Below are 15,565 nucleotides of genomic sequence, written 5' to 3'. Positions count from 1 at the left end.
GGGCCCGGACGCGAGACCAGGAGTCGGCCGACCCCCGTCGTAGATCAACTCGGGGGTCCTACGTCGACGGCGCGGGTTTCGGCGCGGGACGGGCGTATGTGGCGGTGATGAGGAGCGCCAGGAGCGCGGCCGTCAGGAGGAGGGTCCCCGGGATGCCCAGGGCGGGTGCGGCGAAGATCGTGAGGAGCACCAGGACGGCCGTGGCGACGAGGAGCCCCGGATGCGTGTTCATGCGCCGCATCGGGGCGTGCAGCGCCCACAGCATGACCAGCACGACGGCGACGGGGACGGCGACGGAGGCGGCCACCAGCCGGGCGCCCGCCTCGATGTGATGACCGGAGGAGGCCACCGCGGTCTCCAGGCCGGCGCCGAGGGCGGCGAGCGCGGCGAAGACGAAGTAGTGGCCGTATCCCCACAGGAAGGACCGGTCGCGGCGCCGTTCCAGGCCCTCGCCCGCCGGCTCGGAGAAGTAGATCCACCAGATCGCGAACAGGATGGCGAGCCCGGCGAGGGCGATCGTGACGAGCTCACCGCCCACGCCGCGCTTCACGGCGTCCTGCACCGCGTTCGTGGAGGCGAGCACGCTCTCCCCCAGCAGAATGATGGTGAACAGCCCGTACCGCTCGGCGATGTGGTGGGGGTGCCAGGTCGTCATGCCGGGCCGCTCCGCGACCGGCGGGACGGCCAGGTCGAGCGCCGCGCAGACGAAGAACACCCACATCGGGCCCTGGTCTGGCAGGGCGAGCCGCGCCACCCAGAACACCTGGACGATGGACAGGCCGATCGCGTACCGCAGGGCCGTGGCCCGGCCCTCGGGATGCGCGGCGGCCGCGCGCAGCCAGAGGGCGACGAGGCCGACCCGCATGACGAGGTAGCCGATCGTGACGGTGGTGAAGTCTCCGTCGAACGCGTCGGGGACCCCGGCCGCGAGGACGAGGACGCCCGCCATCTGCACGAACGTCAAGAGCCGGTACGGGACGTCGTCGGTGTCGTAGGCGGAGGCGAACCACGTGAAGTTCATCCACGCCCACCAGATCGCGAAGAACGTCATGAGGAACGGCGCGAGCGAGTCGCCCACGTGGCCGCTCTCGACGGCGTGGGCGAACCGTCCGGCGGCCTGGGAGACCGCCGCGACGAACGTCAGGTCGAAGAGCAGTTCCAGGGGGCTGGAGACGCGGTGGGGTTCGCCCAGGTCGCGAGCGACCATGCGGCTGCGGAGCGGCATGGCGCACACTCTAGGGCCGCCCACGACCGGTCAGAGAAAGGCGGGGCCCCGGCGCAGCAGCGTCTCGTAGAGCATGTGCTGGACGTTCTCGCGCACATGGTCGGTGATCTCGAAGACCGTCATGGGGTCGTCGGCGGCGTCCGCGTCGTAGCCGTCCAGCGTCATCGGCTCGCCGAACCGGATCACCCACTTGGACGGGAGCGGGACGAGCCCGGCGGGGCCGAGCAGCGGGAACGTCGGCGTGATCGGGAAGTAGGGGAGGCCGAGGAGGCGGGCCAGCGGACGCAGGTCGGCGATCTTGGGGTAGATCTCCTCCGCGCCGACGATGGCGCAGGGCACGATCGGGACCCCGGCGCGCAGCGCGGTGCCGACGAAGCCGCCGCGGCCGAAGCGCTGGAGCTTGTAGCGCTCGGAGAAGGGCTTGCCGACGCCCTTGAAGCCCTCGGGGAAGACGCCGACCAGCTCGCCCTTGGCGAGCAGGCGGGCGGCGTCGGCCTGGCAGGCGAGCGTGTGACCGGCCTTGCGGGACAGATGCCCGAGCAAGGGGATCTGGTAGACGAGGTCGGCGCCGAGGAGGCGGACCTGCCGGCCGGCGTGGTCGTGCAGGGCGACCGACAGCATGAGCGCGTCGAGGGGGATCGTGCCGGAGTGGTTGGCCACGAGGAGGGCGCCGCCCTCGGGGATGTTGTCCAGCCCGTCGAGTTCGACGCGGAACCAGTGCTCGTAGAGGGCTCGGGCCAGCGGCAGCAGGACGGTGGAGTTGAACTCGGGGTCGTAGCCGAACTCGTCGATCTCGTACTCGCCCGTCAGCCGGCGCCGCAGGAACGCCAGCCCGGACGCCAGGGCCTGCTCGAACCCGCCGCGCTCGGGCGGCCGGTCGTCGCCGGGCGGTTCCCCGCCCGGGGCGTCCTCGCGGACCGAGGCGAGCCGGATGACCTGCGCGCCCTCGTCGTCCCCGGGGTGCGCGTCGTCCATCATCTCGGCTCTCCTCTCAGGCGGGTCCAAACGGGTCAGGTCCGTCCCAGCAGGGCCGTCAGGCCGCCGCGGACGAAGCCGCGGGCGGCGGCGAAGTCGGCGAAGGCGGCCTCGGAGCTGTACTTCGGGTGCCACGCCAGCTCGCGCTCCAGCGCGGTGGTGTCGAGGACCCGGCCGTAGGTCAGCCAGCGCAGCAGCTCGGGCGAGAACCCCGACAGGCCAGCGAAGCGGCGCCCCATGTCGCCGAGGACCGCGATGGACGGCGACGGGACCGGCAGGTACGGCCGCCCGGCCCGGCGCAGGGCCTGCGACAGCAGCAGCACGCCGTCCCCGGCGACGTTGTAGCAGCCGGGGTGGTCCTCGACCGTCATGCGCCTCAGCACCTCGACGCCGTCGTCCTCGTGGACGAACTGCAACCGCGGGTCGAACCCGAGCACGGTCGGGACGACCGGGAGGCGCAGGTACCGGGTGAGAGGCGAGTCGACGCCGGGCCCGAGGAAGTTCGCGAACCGCAGCACCGACACGGCCAGGTCGGAGCGTCGCCGCATCAGCCCGCGGACGTAGCCCTCGACCTCGACGGCGTCCTTGGCGTAGCCGGACCTGGGCGCCTCGACGGGCTCGTCCCGCTCGGTGAACACGGCCGGGTCCATCGGAGAGGAGCCGTAGACGGCGGCCGACGACCGGACGACCAGCTTGCGCATGTCGGGCGAGCGCTGGCAGGCCGCGAGGAGCTGCATCGTCCCGATGACGTTCAGCTCCTTGACCTTCGCCCGCGGAACCGACGAGGACGTCACCAGGTTGAGGTGCACCACCGTGTCCACCGCGGCCGACGAGATGATCTTCGCGATGCCGGGCGTGCGGATGTCGACCCGGACGAACTCGGTGCGGCCGAGCGACTCGGCCGGCGGCACCGTGTCCACCCCGATGACACGCTCGATCCCCGGGTCGGCTTGCAGGGTGTTCGCGACCCGCGCCCCCAGGAAACGGGAGACGCCCGTGACGAGGACGACACGGGCCGCGGCGGCGGGCATGGACGACACTGGGCCCTACCCCTTCACGGCTGGACGGCCGGTGTGGTCGCTACTTCTTGTTGCGGCGCTGGATGCGCGTCTTCTTCAGAAGCTTGCGGTGCTTCTTCTTGGCCATCCTCTTGCGGCGCTTCTTGATGACAGAGCCCACGGAACCTCGCTCGGAGTCTCGGGTGATGTGCAGGAGACCTGCGTGCCGCCGGAGAGCGAGTCTCGGTAGGCGCGCACGGTCCGAGGCCCCAGGGTACCGCTGCGTGGGTGGAGATCATGCCGCGGCCTGCCCCGCGGCCCGGGGACGACCGGCGCGGACGGCGGCCGGCACCGCGCGTCGCACGGCGCCGGGCACCGTCCCTTCCGGGCGGGCGTGGCCGCCGGCCATCGCCCGTCCGTTCGGTGTCCGGACCGCTCTGCCGGTCCTCGTCCTTCTTCCCCAGCTTCGGGACGGCCCCTCGGGGCCCTCCCGACGCCCCCTGCGCGGCCGGGTGCTGAGTTCGCGGCGGGGTCATGCCCCGCCCCTACCCGTTATCCGGCTTCGATGTACGCGTCGCGCAGGTAATCGTGGACGGCCTGCTCGGGAACCCGGAACGAGCGGCCCACGCGGATCGCGGGGAGCTCGCCCGAGTGGACGAGGCGGTAGACGGTCATCTTGGACACCCGCATCACCGCCGCCACTTCGGCGACGGTCAGGAACCTGACCTCACTGAGAGGTCGCTCGCCTGAGGTCATCGGACGCCCTCTTCCACACGTGCCGCGCACCGGCCCTTCGGGTGACTTTGATCACGCACGTGTACTTCCTCCAGCGTAAATCGCGTACCGGCAGTCGCAAGAGGGGAGTTCCGCACATTTCCGTACCCGACCTGACCCCGGGGATACAGTGCTGATTCCTTACAGAGGGTGGACGCGACGGCACCGCGCGTGTCGTGACGAAAATTTGTTAACCAAAACCACGAAACGACCTTCGGTTCCGCAGCGTCAGATGCCTCTCGGCAAGCCCATGCGCCCCGTTACGGCAACCCTGTCACAGGGCGTGACAGGCGAGCGGTCGCCACCCAGGCGTCCCCACGGAGTAAGCCTCCGGATCGGGGGCTCAGCCGGACGGCCGCAGGCCCGCGCGATCAAGGATGTAGGCGGTCAGGGGCGCGTAGTGGGGCGCGGAGACGCCGTCGTCGAGCGGGACGACCACGTCGATCTTGCCTTCGGCGGCCCCGGCGAACAGGGCCGGGTCGTTACAGTCCGCGAACCCCACGGTGTCGATGCCCGCCTGCCCGGCCGCTCCGGCCCACCCGTGGTCGGCGATGGCCAGATCCGGCCAAATATGTGGTTTAGCTTCCACATTTTCCTCGGACCCGCTATCGGCCAGCTCGCTGAGCATGGCCTCCATCGGGCGCGAGTCGTGCGTGTGGTGCGTGCGGAGGTCCTCGCCCTCCAGCATCGCGACGCCCGGGGCGGCGTAGACGATGCGGCGCAGCTCCGAGCCGCCGTACCCGGCGTCGACCTCGTAGGTCCAGCCGGCCGCGGGCGTCAGCACCCGGCAGCCCGCCTCCTCCAGCGCCCGCGCGACCGCCTGGTACAGCGGCGTCAGCGTGGACGGATGCCCGGTCGCGAGGAGCACGCTCTCCCCGCGCCGGGCCGCGAGGCCGATGCGCTCCCCCATCGCCTCCAGCGTGTCGAGGGTGATCTCGGGATCGATGGTGTCGTCCCCGTACAGGTGCATCGGATCGGGGTGGACGCCGCACCGCTCCACCATCATCTCCAGCACGGACCGCTCCGACCACGAAGGCTTCAGCTCCAGGCCGAACTGGTAGTACGGGTTGCCGTTGGCCATCCGCCGGTAGTGCAGCAGGTTGTTCTGGCGCGGCGTGGCCACGTCGCCGGCGATCATCGTCCGGACGAGGTGGGCGCGCAGCTCGTCCCTGGTCGGCGCCGGGCCTCCGGACGCCGGAGCGGGCCGGTTCACTCGTCGGTCATCGGGTCGAGGCCGTGCTCGGGGAACACCGCGCGGCGCGTCGCCAGGACCGCCTGGTCCACGGGGCTGCCGGGGTCGTACCCGTCCCCCCACCTGCTGATCTCCACCGTCTCCGTCCCGTCCGTCATGCGGCGCGGGGCGATCTCCTCGGTCCGCTGCCGGACGAACTCGCGCCAGTCGTCCGGGGTCGCGGTGCCCGGCGGGACGGGGCCGCCCGCCGCCTCGGCGAGCAGGTGCGTCCACGCCCGCGGGACGACCTGCACCAGCTCGTAGCCGCCGCCGCCGGTGAGGACCCACCGGCCGCCGGCCGTCTCGTGCGCCAGCCGGTGCAGCATCGCGTACGCCGTCCGCTGCCCGTCCACGCTGAGGATCAGATGGGCGAGCGGGTCCAGCGCGTGGCCGTCGGCGCCCTGCTGGGTGACGAGGACGTCCGGGCGGAACCGGCGCAGCAGCGGCGGGACGATCGCCTCGAACGCGCGCAGCCACGGCCGGTCGCCGGTGCCGGGCGGGAGCGAGATGTTGACCGAGGTGCCGTCCGCGCCGGTCTCGTCGGGAAAGCCGGTGCCGGGGAACAGCGTCCGCGGCGACTCGTGGAGGCTGATCGTCAGCACGCGCGGGTCGTCGTAGAAGGCGGCCTGGACGCCGTCGCCGTGGTGGACGTCGATGTCGACGTACGCGACGCGCTCGGCCCCGTTCTCCAGGAGCCACGCGATCGCGACGGCCGGGTCGTTGTAGACGCAGAACCCACTGGCGGCGTCGCTCAGCGCGTGGTGCAGGCCGCCCGAGATGTTCGCGGCGTGCTCGGCGCGGCCCGTCCACACCGCCTCGGCGGCGGCCACCGACGCGCCCGCGACCAGGGCGGACGCCTCGTGCATGCCGAGGAACACCGGGTTGTCGGGGGTGCCGAGGCCGTGCCCGAGCTCCGGCAGCCCGGTGGCGCCGGAGTGCTTGACCGCCGCGATGTAGGACTCCTCGTGGACGAGCCGGAGCAGCTTGTCGTCCGCGGCCTCGAACGCCGAGACCCGCACGTTCGGGCGGTCCAGGACGCCGAGCCCGCGGGCGAGCGCCATCGTCAGCTCGACCCGCACGGGGTTCATGGGATGGCCGGGGCCGAAGTCGTAGGAGATGAGCCGCTCGTCCCAGAAGATCTCCAGGCCGCAGTTCTCGGGACCGGCGGACTGGGACGAATCGGAACTGCTCATGACCTCACGGTATCGCGCAGGGCATGTGACCTGGCCCACAGGCTCCCGCCCCGCGACGCCCCGCCCCGAGCTCGCCGCCGCAACATATCTGTGACGTGAGTTACATGCCGGAAACGGGCATACATCCGTCAGGCAGATATCTCCTCCGGGGGGTGCAAATGGACGGCGACCCGAGCGTTCGAAGCCGAGCGATCAGCAACGCGCTCCGTCTGAGCGTCCGCCCGTTCCTGCACTACATGCCCGGCCACGCGACGAGCATCCGCACCGCGCGCTCGACGGTGGACGCCGCGTCCCTGCTGCTGCGACACAGCCCGAACGTGCGGGTCGAGTCGCTGAACGCCCCCGCGCCCGGGGACGACGGCGGCCTCCCGGTCAGGGGCGAGTGGATCGTTCCGCGCGACGCCGCGGAGGAGAACGCCCCCGGCGCCGTCCTCTACCTGCACGGCGGCGGCTACGTCTTCTGCTCGCCCCGCACCCACCGCCCCATCACCTCGCGGCTCGCGCTCGACACGGGCCTGCCGATCCTCGCCCCCCGGTACCGGCTCGCGCCCGAGCACCCGTTCCCGGCGCCGCTGGAGGACGCCGTCGCCGCCTACCGCTGGCTGCTCGCGCGGGGCGTGCCGGCGTCCGGCATCGTCCTCGCGGGCGACTCGGCGGGCGGGCACCTGTCCGCCGCGCTGACCGGCGAGCTGTGCCGCCAGGGCCTGCCGGGCCCGGCCGGGCTCATGCTGTTCTCCCCGTGGGTCGACCTGACCTGCGAGCTGTCGATGGGCGCGCAGAGCCGCGCCCGCGACCCCTACATCAGCGCGTCGTCGGCGCGCCGGGTCGCACGCCTCGTCGTCGGTCCGACCGGGTTCGCGGACCCGCGGCTGGCCCTGCTCACCTGCGCCTGGAACGACATGCCGCCCGTCCTCATCCAGGTGGGCGGCGCCGAGGTCCTGCGCACCGAGGCCGAGGCGTTCGCCGACGCCCTGCGCCGCGCCGGCGCCCACTGCGACCTCCAGATCTGGAAGGGGCAGATGCACGTCTTCCAGATCCTGAACCGCGTCCTCCCGGAAGCGAGCGCCGCCATGCGGGACGCCGCCCACTTCGTCCGGACCGTCACGGGCGGGACGGGCAAGCACCCCCGGGCGAGGAAGCGCTCCAAGGCCGCCTAGTCCCGGCGGTCCGGCCGCTTCGCCAGGAGCCCGGCCAGCAGGGCGGCCGCGTGGTCGGCCATGAAGCGCGGGACCCGCGCCCTGAGCAGCGCCCTGTGCAGGGCGGACGCCGGGAGCGGCGTCCCGCTCGGACGTTCGCGCCGTTCATCCATCCGGGCCCCCAGAACTCCAAGATCAAATCGATGGTAGCCGGGTGGCCCCGGCCATGCCGCCGAAATAATGATCTTTTCCTACGCCCCGCACGGACCTCGTCACGCTCAGTCCGCATCGCGCGTTCGCGGCTCCGGGTCAGAAGCGGCCGGCGGGCTCGGGGTCGAGGGTCTCGTCGCCCGCGCGGCGGCCGCGGCCGGTGGTGAGGAAGCCCACCAGCGCGGCCAGCGCCGCGCCGCCCTCGCCGGCAAGGCTGATCGTCTTCTCGAGGTACCAGACGGGTTCGTGCATGTCCGGCAGCGGGCCGAGCGCGCCCGCGTCGACGTAGTAGTAGAGCACGACGGCGCCCGCCGCACTGGCCGCGACGAGGAAGGCGAGCGCGTACGCCCAGCGGGTCGCGTAGGTCAGGACGATCACCGCGACCACCCCGGCGACCGCGGCCTGGAGGCGGAACAGCAGGTCACCGTCGATGGAGCCGCCCCGCACGAAGGCCATGTCGGGCGCGAACTTCCAGTGCACGATCGCGTCGGCCGCCAGCCCGGCGGCGACGATCAGGCGGATGATGAGTCCCATACCTCTTACACGGACGCGGCCGCGGCCCGGCTCAACGCTCCGGGCGATCACGGGCCGCCGTCACGGCGTCAGCCGCTCGCGAGCTCGCGTCCCCGGTTGCGGGCCGCCTCGATGGCCTCCAGGACGGCGGCCCTGACGCCGTGCCGCTCCAGCTCGCGGATCGCCGAGATCGTCGTCCCGCCCGGGGACGTCACGGCCTCGCGCAGCAGCACCGGGTGCTCCCCGGAGTCGCGGAGCATGATCGCGGCGCCGACCGCCGACTGGATGACCATCTCCAGCGCGGCGGCGCGCGGCATGCCGAGCAGGATGCCCGCGTCCACCATCGCCTCGACGAGGTAGTAGAAGTACGCCGGCCCGCTGCCGGACAGGGCGGTGGCGCCGTCCTGGAGCGACTCGGGGATGCGCAGCACCTTGCCGACCGGCGACAGCAGCTCCTCGGCCAGCTTCAGGTGCTCCTCGCCCGCGTGCGACCCGGGCGAGATGACGCTCATCGCCTCGTCCACGTGGACGGGCGTGTTCGACATGACGCGGACGACCGGCACCCCCTCCGGCAGCCGCGCCTCGACGAACCCCGTCGTGATGCCCGCCGCCATCGAGATCACCAGCCGGCCGGGCGGCACGTGCCGGCCGACCTCGTCCAGCAGGGCCCCCATGTCCTGCGGCTTCACCGCGAGGACCAGGGTCTCGGCCGTCGCGGCGGCCTCCGCGTTCGGCACGACCTCGACGCCGTAGCGCTCCCGCAGCAGCGCCCCCCGCTCCTCCCGGCGCGCGGTGGCGATCAGCTCGGACGGGCGGCGGCCGGCCCGGAGCACTCCGGACAGCAGCGCCTCGCCCATCTTCCCGGCACCCAGAATCGCGATCATCGACATACCTTGACGTGGGGTTCCAAACGACCGGTCCAGCCTATCGCCGGGCCGGTCGGCGCCGCCCGGCGACCGGCCGCGGGGCCGCTCCCGGGTCCGCCCTAGGACCGCCCCATGAGGGAGCGCATGAAGAAGCGCAGGTTGGCGGGCCGCTCGGCGAGCCGCCGCATGAAATACTGGTACCACTCGCGGCCGTAGGCGACGTAGACGCGGACCTGGGCGCCCTCCGCGGCGAGGCGCCGCTGCTCCTGCGGGCGGATCCCATAGAGCATCTGGTACTCGAAGCTGTCGTCGTCGCGGTCGTACAGCACCGCCAGCGCACCGGCGATCTCGATGAGCCGGGGGTCGTGCGTGGCCAGCATCGGGTACCCCTTGCCTGCCATCAGCACCTTCATGCACCGCACGTACGACCTGTCGACCTCCTCCTTGTCGGTGAAGGCGACCGCCGCGGGCGCCGCGTAGGCGCCCTTGCACAGCCTTACCCGCGACCCCTCGTAGGCCAGTTCCGCGCAGTGTTCCTCTGCCCGACGCAGATACGCCTGGACCACCGCGCCCACGTCCGGGTAGTCCCGCCGCAGTTCGTGGACGGCTCGCAGCGTCGTGTCGACGGCCGTGTGCTCCTCCATGTCGAGGGTGACCGTCGTGCCGGCCGAGCGGGCGGCGGCGCACACCCGCCGCGCGTTTTCCAGGGCGAGTCCTTCGTCGAAGGTCCGCCCGATGGCCGACAGCTTGAGCGACACCTCGGCGCGCGTCCCGAACCCGGCGGCGCCCAGCCGTCCCAGAAGCTCGACATAGTGCGCGGCGTTCGCCTCGGCGCGGCCCTCGTCGTGCGTGTCCTCGCCGAGGACGTCCAGGCTGACGAGCAGGCCCTCGCCGGTCAGCCCGGCCGTGACGCGCAGGGCGTCGTCGATCGTCTCACCGGCGACGAAGCGGCGGACCACGTCGCCGGTGAACGGCGCGGTCTCCACCACTCTGCGCGCGCCTCCGCTGCGCGACGCGACCAGCAACGCCTGACGAAGCACTGTGCGAACCCCTCGTCCCCTGGGCCTACCGTCCCAGGTTATGCCGCCGGGGCTCCGGGCTCACGACACGGTGCCGAGGCTGTTCCCGGCGCCGTACTGCTGCACGTACTCCTTCATCCGCGCGGTCTTGACCGCCTCGAAGAGGGCCTTCGCCTTCGTCCCGTCCAGGAACACGACGCTCTGCCGCTTGCGCATGCCGGTGCCCTTGTGCGGAAGCGTCATGAACATCACGTCGGACGCGCGGACGCTGCGCATGCTGAGCGCCAGCGAGCGCAGGTCGCCCGCCGACACCCCCTCGTCCACGCTGATCGACTTGGTGAGCGCCGACAGGAACCGGTCGAGCTTGAGCGGGTTGGTGAGCGTGCCCCGGTCGGCGGCCTGCTTGGCGAGCGCGCCGAGGAACGCCTGCTGCCGCTTGATCCGGTCGAAGTCGCCGTTCGGCAGGTTGTAGCGCTGCCGGACGAACAGCAGCGCGTCCTCGCCGTTCAGCTTCTGCCGTCCCGCCTCCCAGCGCTTCTTGCGCGCCGGGTCGTACACGCCCTGCTTGATGTTGACCGTGACGCCGCCGAGCGCGTCCGTCATCGACTTGAAGCCCTCGAAGTCGATCGCCCCGTAGTGGTCGATGCGGATGCCGGTGAGGTTCTCCATGGTCTCGATCAGCAGCTTCGGCCCGCCGAACGAGAACGCCGCGTTGATCTTCTGCGGCCCGTAGCCGGGGATCTCCACCCACGAGTCGCGCGGGAAGGAGACGATGTAGGCCTTCTTCCGGTCCGCCGGCAGGTGCAGCAGCATGATCGTGTCGGTGCGCTGCTGCCCCGGCTTCCAGACCTGGTTGCCCTCGCCGGTCGTCGCGTCGGCCCGCGAGTCCGAGCCGACGAGCAGCCAGTTCTCCGTCCCCTCGACGTTCGCGCCCGGGCGGTTCGGGGAGTCGTCCGGCATCACGCCCTTGAGCCGGTCGATGTTGCCGTTGTAGGACGACTGCCGCTGCCACGCCAGCCCGCCGAGCCCGGCCACGACCAGCGCCACGAACACCCCGACCGCGATCAGGACGCGGGGCCACCGCCGCCTGCGCCGCGTCTCGGCGCCGCCGTCCGGGCCGCCGCCCCAGAACGCGGCGTCGGCGTCCGGCGCCGGGGCCTGCGGTGCCCCCGGCACCCCGGGCCCCGCGGGCTCGGGCGCCCCCTCGTCGGGCCTCGGGGGCACCGGAGAGCCGTGAAGATCTGGGGAGGTCATGGCGCGAAGCTACCAGCAGCACCCGGCAGGGATGGCCGACTTCGGCCCACCTGTCCGGTTGCGGCGCAACGGGGCGTCCGTGTAAACCCGGCTCCCCGTTCGCGGGTCGCTCACCCGCTCCGGCGGCGGAGCGTGACCGCCCCGAGCAGCAGCGCGACCACCACGAAGCCGGCGATCACGGAGACGTCCAGAGCCAGGGTGCCGGTGAAGTCGGGGCTGGAGCTGATCTCCTGCATGCCCTCGACCGCGTAGGACAGCGGCAGCACGTCCGCGATCGCCTGCAGCCAGGACGCCATGTCCGCGCGCGGGACGATCAGGCCGCAGAGCAGCAGCTGCGGCAGGACGAACGCCGGCATGAACTGGACGGCCTGGAACTCGGTCCGGGCGAACGCGCTGGCGAACAGCCCGAGGGCCATGCCGAGCAGCGCGTCCAGCAGGGAGACCAGGACCAGGGACGCCAGCGAGCCGCTCAGATCGAGGCCGAGCCACGTCAGCGAGACGGCCAGCACCACGGCGACCTGGACGAGCGCCAGCAGGCCGAAGGCCAGCGCGTAGCCGAGCAGCAGGTCGAGCTTGCCGAGCGGCATCGTCATCAGCCGTTCGAGGGTGCCGCCGGTGCGCTCGCGGAGGGTGGCGACGCTGGCCACGACGAACATGACGATGAAGGGGAACAGGCCGAGCAGCATGGGCCCGATCCGGTCGAACACCATCGGCTGGTCGAACACGTACCGCAGCAGGATCATCAGCAGCGTCGGCACGCCGATCAGCAGGGCGAGCGTGCGGTGGTCGTGCTTGAGCTGCGCCAGGATGCGCCGCATCGTGGCGAAGGTGATCGCGGTGCTCATGACGGGCTCCCGGCCCTCTCGTGGATCAGGTGGAGGAACGCCTCTTCGAGGTCGGCGGCGCCGGTGCGCGAGCGCAGGCCGTCCGGGGTGCCGTCGGCGAGGACCGCGCCCTCGCGCATCAGCAGCAGGCGGTCGGTGCGCCCCGCCTCGTCCATGACGTGGCTGGACACGACCAGCGTGGCGCCCCGTTCGGCGAGCTCGCGGAACAGCTCCCACAGCTCCTGCCGCAGCACCGGGTCGAGCCCCACGGTCGGCTCGTCCAGGACGAGCAGCTCGGGCGCGCCGAGCAGCGCCGCGGCGAGGTTGACGCGGCTGAGCTGCCCGCCCGACAGCGTCGCCGCCGTCTGGTCGCGGCTGCGGCCGAGCCCGACCTCGTCGATGACGCGGGCCACGTCCGAGCGCGGGGCGCGCAGCACGGACGCGAAGTAGCGCAGGTTCTCGGCGACGGTCAGGTCGGCGTAGACGGCCGGCCTCTGCGTCGCGTACCCGACGCGGCGCCGGAGGCCGGGCGACCCGGCGGGCTCGCCGAGCACGGTCACCGCGCCGCTCCGCACGATCTGGACGCCGACGAGCGCCCGCATCAGGGTCGTCTTCCCGCAGCCGCTCGGGCCCAGCAGCCCCACGATCGAACCGCGCGGGACGTCGAAGGTGATCCCGTGCAGCACCTCCCGGCCGCCCCGGTCGACCCGCAGGTCGCGCACCCGCACCGCGGGCTCGGACGCGCCGCCCGCCGGACTAGAACTCATCATGTGTTGAATTTAGGCCGGTGCGAGACCGCGGTCAAGGGGCCGAAGGCCCCACAGGAAAGGGGAGGACCCGCCCGGGACGCGGGGGCGGAGAGGGATGAGGGCTCAGGAGGTGAGGTAGCGCTGGAGGGTCGGGGCCACCAGCTCGATCAGCTCGTCCTCGGAGGCGGATGCCAGCGGCTCGACGCGCAGGACGTGGCGCAGGACCATCAGGCCGATCATCTGGCCCGCGGCCGCCTGGATGCCGAGCGGCGACGCCTCGGTGGCCTGCGAGGCCCGCCCGAACAGCGCGGACGCGACGAACTCGCGCAGCAGCGCGGCCGCCCGCTCGTTCGTCATCGCCGAGCGGATCATCGCGAGCAGCGGGGCGCGGCGCTCGTCGTCCTCCCAGACGTGCAGGAAGGTGCGGATCAGCCCCTCGCCGAGTCGGTCGGGAGGGAACGACATGATGCGCGGCAGCAGGACCGACGGGTCCACCGGGAAGCGCATCGCCTCGACGAACACGCCCTCCTTGTTGCCGAAGAAGTGATGCACGAGCGCGGGGTCGACCTCCGCGGCGCGGGCGATGGCGCGCAGCGACGCGCCGTCGTAGCCCTTCTCGGCGAACAGGTCCCGCGCCGCGGCGAGGATCTTCTCGCGCGTCTCCGTCGGACCGGGCCTGCGCCCCGGGCCCCGCCCCCGCGTCCGGCCCCGGGGGTCGCTCACCGGCGCACGCCCCGGCGGGTGATCTCCCCGGCCGAGGTGACCTCCCAGGTGTGGGCGGCGGCGGCCAGGTGCAGGCGCGCGAACGCGAGGGCCTCGGCGAGGTCCTCCATCCGCTCGATCCGGCTGGACGCGCGCCGCGTGTTGACCTCCAGGACGATGTGCCCCTTGAACCCGCCCTCGGCGAGGTTCTCCAGCATCGTCCCGCACGGCTGGTTGCCCCGGCCGGGAACGAGGTGCTCGTCCTTGTTCGTGATGCCGACCCCGTCGGCGAGGTGGATGTGGCGCAGACGGTCGCCCAGGCTCCCCGCCATGTCGATGGCGTCCGACCCCGAGACGGCGGTGTGCGACAGGTCGAGGGTCACGTGCGGGTAGTCCTGGTCGACGGGGTTCCAGTCGGGCAGGTACATGCCCGCCTCGGCGCCGCGCGCCTTGAGCGGGAACATGTTCTCGACCGCGAACAGCACGTCCGTCTCGTCCTGCATCCGGGCGAGGCCCTCGACGAACTCCTTCGCGTAGTCGCGCTGCCAGCGGAACGGCGGGTGCACGACGACGACCTCGGCGCCCAGTTCCTCGGCGACGTCCTTGGAGCGCACCAGCTTGCCCCAGGGGTCGCGCCCCCAGACCCGCTGGGTGAGCAGAAGGCACGGCGCGTGGATCGACTTGATGGGGACCTGGTGGTAGTCCGACAGCCGGCGCAGGACGTTCAGGTCCTGCGACGAGGCGTCCGTCGAGACCATGACCTCGATGCCGTCGTAGCCCAGCAGCGAGGCGATCTCGAAGGCGCTCGGGACCTTCTCCGGGTACACCGACGCTGTGGAGAGCGTGATCGGCGCGTCCGGTACGCGGAGCGCCGGTGAAGGGGCGCCGTTGTGCTGCGGGGCCAAGGCTTCCTCGCCATGAATGATCGCTCGGCTGTGTCGTAGAAGAGAGCCTATGCCGCCGCGGCCGTGATGAAACACTCGCCGGGAGTGATCTCGCTTGCTCCGCCCGCGGCGCGGCTACCCTCTGTCTCCGTGGCCGAGATCGCGCGGGGCGCCGTGCCCAGCCCCAACATCTGGAACTCCCCCCAGGTCTACGAGCTGGAGAACCGCGCCGTCGACCCCGACGGCGTGCTGGCCGGCGCCATGCGCGCGATCCGCCCCTGGGACGGCGCCGACGTCCTCGACGTCGGCTGCGGCACCGGCTTCCACCTGCCGTTCTTCGCCGAGGACGCGCGCCGGGTGATCGGCGTGGAGCCGCACGCCGGCCTCGCCTCGGCCGCGGCGCGCCGCACGCGGGACCTTCCCCACGTCACCGTGCGCACGGGCGCCGCGCAGGCGCTGCCGCTCCCGGACGCGTCCGTCGACGTCGCCCACGCGCGGTGGGCCTACTTCTTCGGCCCCGGATGCGAGCCGGGCCTCGCCGAACTGGACCGGGTCGTCCGGCGGGGCGGCGCGATCCTCATCATCGACAACGACGCCACCCGCTCCACGTTCGGCCGCTGGTTCCAGCGGAGCCTGCCGAAGTACGACCCCGGCGCCGTCGAGCGGTTCTGGACGCGGCGCGGCTTCCACCGGGAAGCGCTGACGATCCGGTGGGCGTTCCAGAGCCGCGAGGACCTGGCCGCCGTCCTGCGGATCGAGTTCCCCCGCGATCTCGCCGACGCCTGCCTGCGCGAACTCCCCGGCCTGGAGGTGGACTATGCCGTGAATTTGTGGTGGCGTTGCCCCTGAGTTACCAGTCGGTTGGGAATTCGGGAGGAACGCACCATGGGTCGCGCCGCCACGAGCCGAGTCACCGCCGGGAGGGCGCTCGGCGGTCTCCTCGCCGCCACCGCCCTCGGCGCGGCCGGCGCCGGCGCCGGGCTGGTCGCCCAGCGCCGCGCCATGCGCCGCC

18 protein-coding genes are annotated in these 15,565 nt (G+C 72.5%); 2 read left to right on the top strand and 16 right to left on the bottom strand.

Annotated elements, in window-relative coordinates; all coding sequences use genetic code 11:
* Positions 1-58: 58 nt before the first annotated feature.
* The 7 genes from AB0C69_RS00090 to AB0C69_RS00060 all read right to left on the bottom strand — a co-directional run bounded on the left by AB0C69_RS00090 (position 59) and on the right by AB0C69_RS00060 (position 6,396).
* Positions 59-1,225, bottom strand: a complete 1,167-nt coding sequence (locus tag AB0C69_RS00090; protein ID WP_360347688.1) for a low temperature requirement protein A — start codon at positions 1,223-1,225, stop codon at positions 59-61.
* 30 nt (positions 1,226-1,255) lie between these two features.
* Positions 1,256-2,203 (bottom strand): lysophospholipid acyltransferase family protein, encoded by a 948-nt coding sequence (locus AB0C69_RS00085; protein WP_345185763.1) that lies wholly within the window; start codon positions 2,201-2,203, stop codon positions 1,256-1,258.
* A 32-nt stretch (positions 2,204-2,235) separates the two neighbouring features.
* Positions 2,236-3,231 (bottom strand): NAD-dependent epimerase/dehydratase family protein, encoded by a 996-nt coding sequence (locus AB0C69_RS00080; protein ID WP_345185812.1) that lies wholly within the window; start codon positions 3,229-3,231, stop codon positions 2,236-2,238.
* Between the two features lie 49 nt (positions 3,232-3,280).
* Positions 3,281-3,379 (bottom strand): AURKAIP1/COX24 domain-containing protein, encoded by a 99-nt coding sequence (locus AB0C69_RS00075; RefSeq protein ID WP_018654693.1) that lies wholly within the window; start codon positions 3,377-3,379, stop codon positions 3,281-3,283.
* Positions 3,380-3,750: 371 nt separating this feature from the next.
* The gene (locus AB0C69_RS00070; RefSeq protein WP_021591693.1) at positions 3,751-3,954 is read right to left on the bottom strand and encodes a helix-turn-helix domain-containing protein; all 204 of its coding nucleotides are present in this window, start codon (positions 3,952-3,954) and stop codon (positions 3,751-3,753) included.
* Positions 3,955-4,315: 361 nt separating this feature from the next.
* Entirely contained in the window at positions 4,316-5,185 is an 870-nt protein-coding gene (locus tag AB0C69_RS00065; RefSeq protein ID WP_360347683.1) for a phosphatase, read from the bottom strand.
* Positions 5,182-6,396 (bottom strand): acetoin utilization protein AcuC, encoded by a 1,215-nt coding sequence (locus tag AB0C69_RS00060; RefSeq protein ID WP_345185756.1) that lies wholly within the window; start codon positions 6,394-6,396, stop codon positions 5,182-5,184. The genes AB0C69_RS00065 and AB0C69_RS00060 overlap by 4 nt, the downstream gene beginning before the upstream one ends.
* A gap of 158 nt (positions 6,397-6,554) precedes the next feature.
* Here AB0C69_RS00060 and AB0C69_RS00055 point away from each other — a divergent pair, with 158 nt between their 5' ends.
* Entirely contained in the window at positions 6,555-7,553 is a 999-nt protein-coding gene (locus tag AB0C69_RS00055; protein WP_345185753.1) for an alpha/beta hydrolase, read from the top strand.
* Here the strand turns inward: AB0C69_RS00055 and AB0C69_RS00050 are convergent.
* From AB0C69_RS00050 to AB0C69_RS00010, 9 genes are all read right to left on the bottom strand, one after another.
* Complete coding sequence (locus tag AB0C69_RS00050; protein WP_360347678.1) at positions 7,550-7,705, bottom strand: hypothetical protein; 156 nt, start codon at positions 7,703-7,705, stop codon at positions 7,550-7,552. The genes AB0C69_RS00055 and AB0C69_RS00050 overlap by 4 nt on opposite strands.
* 136 nt (positions 7,706-7,841) lie before the next feature.
* Positions 7,842-8,276 (bottom strand): hypothetical protein, encoded by a 435-nt coding sequence (locus tag AB0C69_RS00045; protein ID WP_360347676.1) that lies wholly within the window; start codon positions 8,274-8,276, stop codon positions 7,842-7,844.
* Between the two features lie 68 nt (positions 8,277-8,344).
* On the bottom strand, positions 8,345-9,139 hold the full coding sequence (gene proC / locus AB0C69_RS00040; protein WP_345185744.1) for a pyrroline-5-carboxylate reductase: 795 nt from the start codon (positions 9,137-9,139) through the stop codon (positions 8,345-8,347).
* A 101-nt stretch (positions 9,140-9,240) separates the two neighbouring features.
* Positions 9,241-10,161, bottom strand: a complete 921-nt coding sequence (locus AB0C69_RS00035) for a proline dehydrogenase family protein (protein WP_360347672.1) — start codon at positions 10,159-10,161, stop codon at positions 9,241-9,243.
* Positions 10,162-10,221: 60 nt separating this feature from the next.
* Entirely contained in the window at positions 10,222-11,394 is a 1,173-nt protein-coding gene (locus AB0C69_RS00030; protein WP_360347669.1) for an LCP family protein, read from the bottom strand.
* Between the two features lie 110 nt (positions 11,395-11,504).
* Entirely contained in the window at positions 11,505-12,239 is a 735-nt protein-coding gene (locus tag AB0C69_RS00025) for an ABC transporter permease (RefSeq protein WP_360347666.1), read from the bottom strand.
* Positions 12,236-12,988, bottom strand: coding sequence for an ABC transporter ATP-binding protein (locus AB0C69_RS00020; RefSeq protein ID WP_345185733.1), 753 nt, complete (start codon positions 12,986-12,988; stop codon positions 12,236-12,238). Before AB0C69_RS00020 ends, AB0C69_RS00025 begins: the two co-directional genes overlap by 4 nt.
* A gap of 102 nt (positions 12,989-13,090) precedes the next feature.
* Entirely contained in the window at positions 13,091-13,690 is a 600-nt protein-coding gene (locus AB0C69_RS00015; protein ID WP_345185730.1) for a TetR family transcriptional regulator, read from the bottom strand.
* Positions 13,687-14,574 carry a sugar phosphate isomerase/epimerase gene (locus AB0C69_RS00010; protein WP_345185728.1) on the bottom strand — a complete coding sequence of 296 codons (888 nt, stop codon included), beginning with the start codon at positions 14,572-14,574 and terminating at the stop codon, positions 13,687-13,689. Before AB0C69_RS00010 ends, AB0C69_RS00015 begins: the two co-directional genes overlap by 4 nt.
* Before the next feature lie 129 nt (positions 14,575-14,703).
* Here AB0C69_RS00010 and AB0C69_RS00005 point away from each other — a divergent pair, with 129 nt between their 5' ends.
* Complete coding sequence (locus tag AB0C69_RS00005; protein ID WP_360347661.1) at positions 14,704-15,402, top strand: class I SAM-dependent methyltransferase; 699 nt, start codon at positions 14,704-14,706, stop codon at positions 15,400-15,402.
* The last annotated feature ends 163 nt before the right edge of the window (positions 15,403-15,565 follow it).

It is taken from the genome of Actinomadura sp. NPDC048032, assembly GCF_040653175.1.
Taxonomy (GTDB): Bacteria; Actinomycetota; Actinomycetes; order Streptosporangiales; family Streptosporangiaceae; genus Spirillospora; species Spirillospora verrucosospora.
This window is presented reverse-complemented; position numbering and strand designations above follow the sequence as displayed.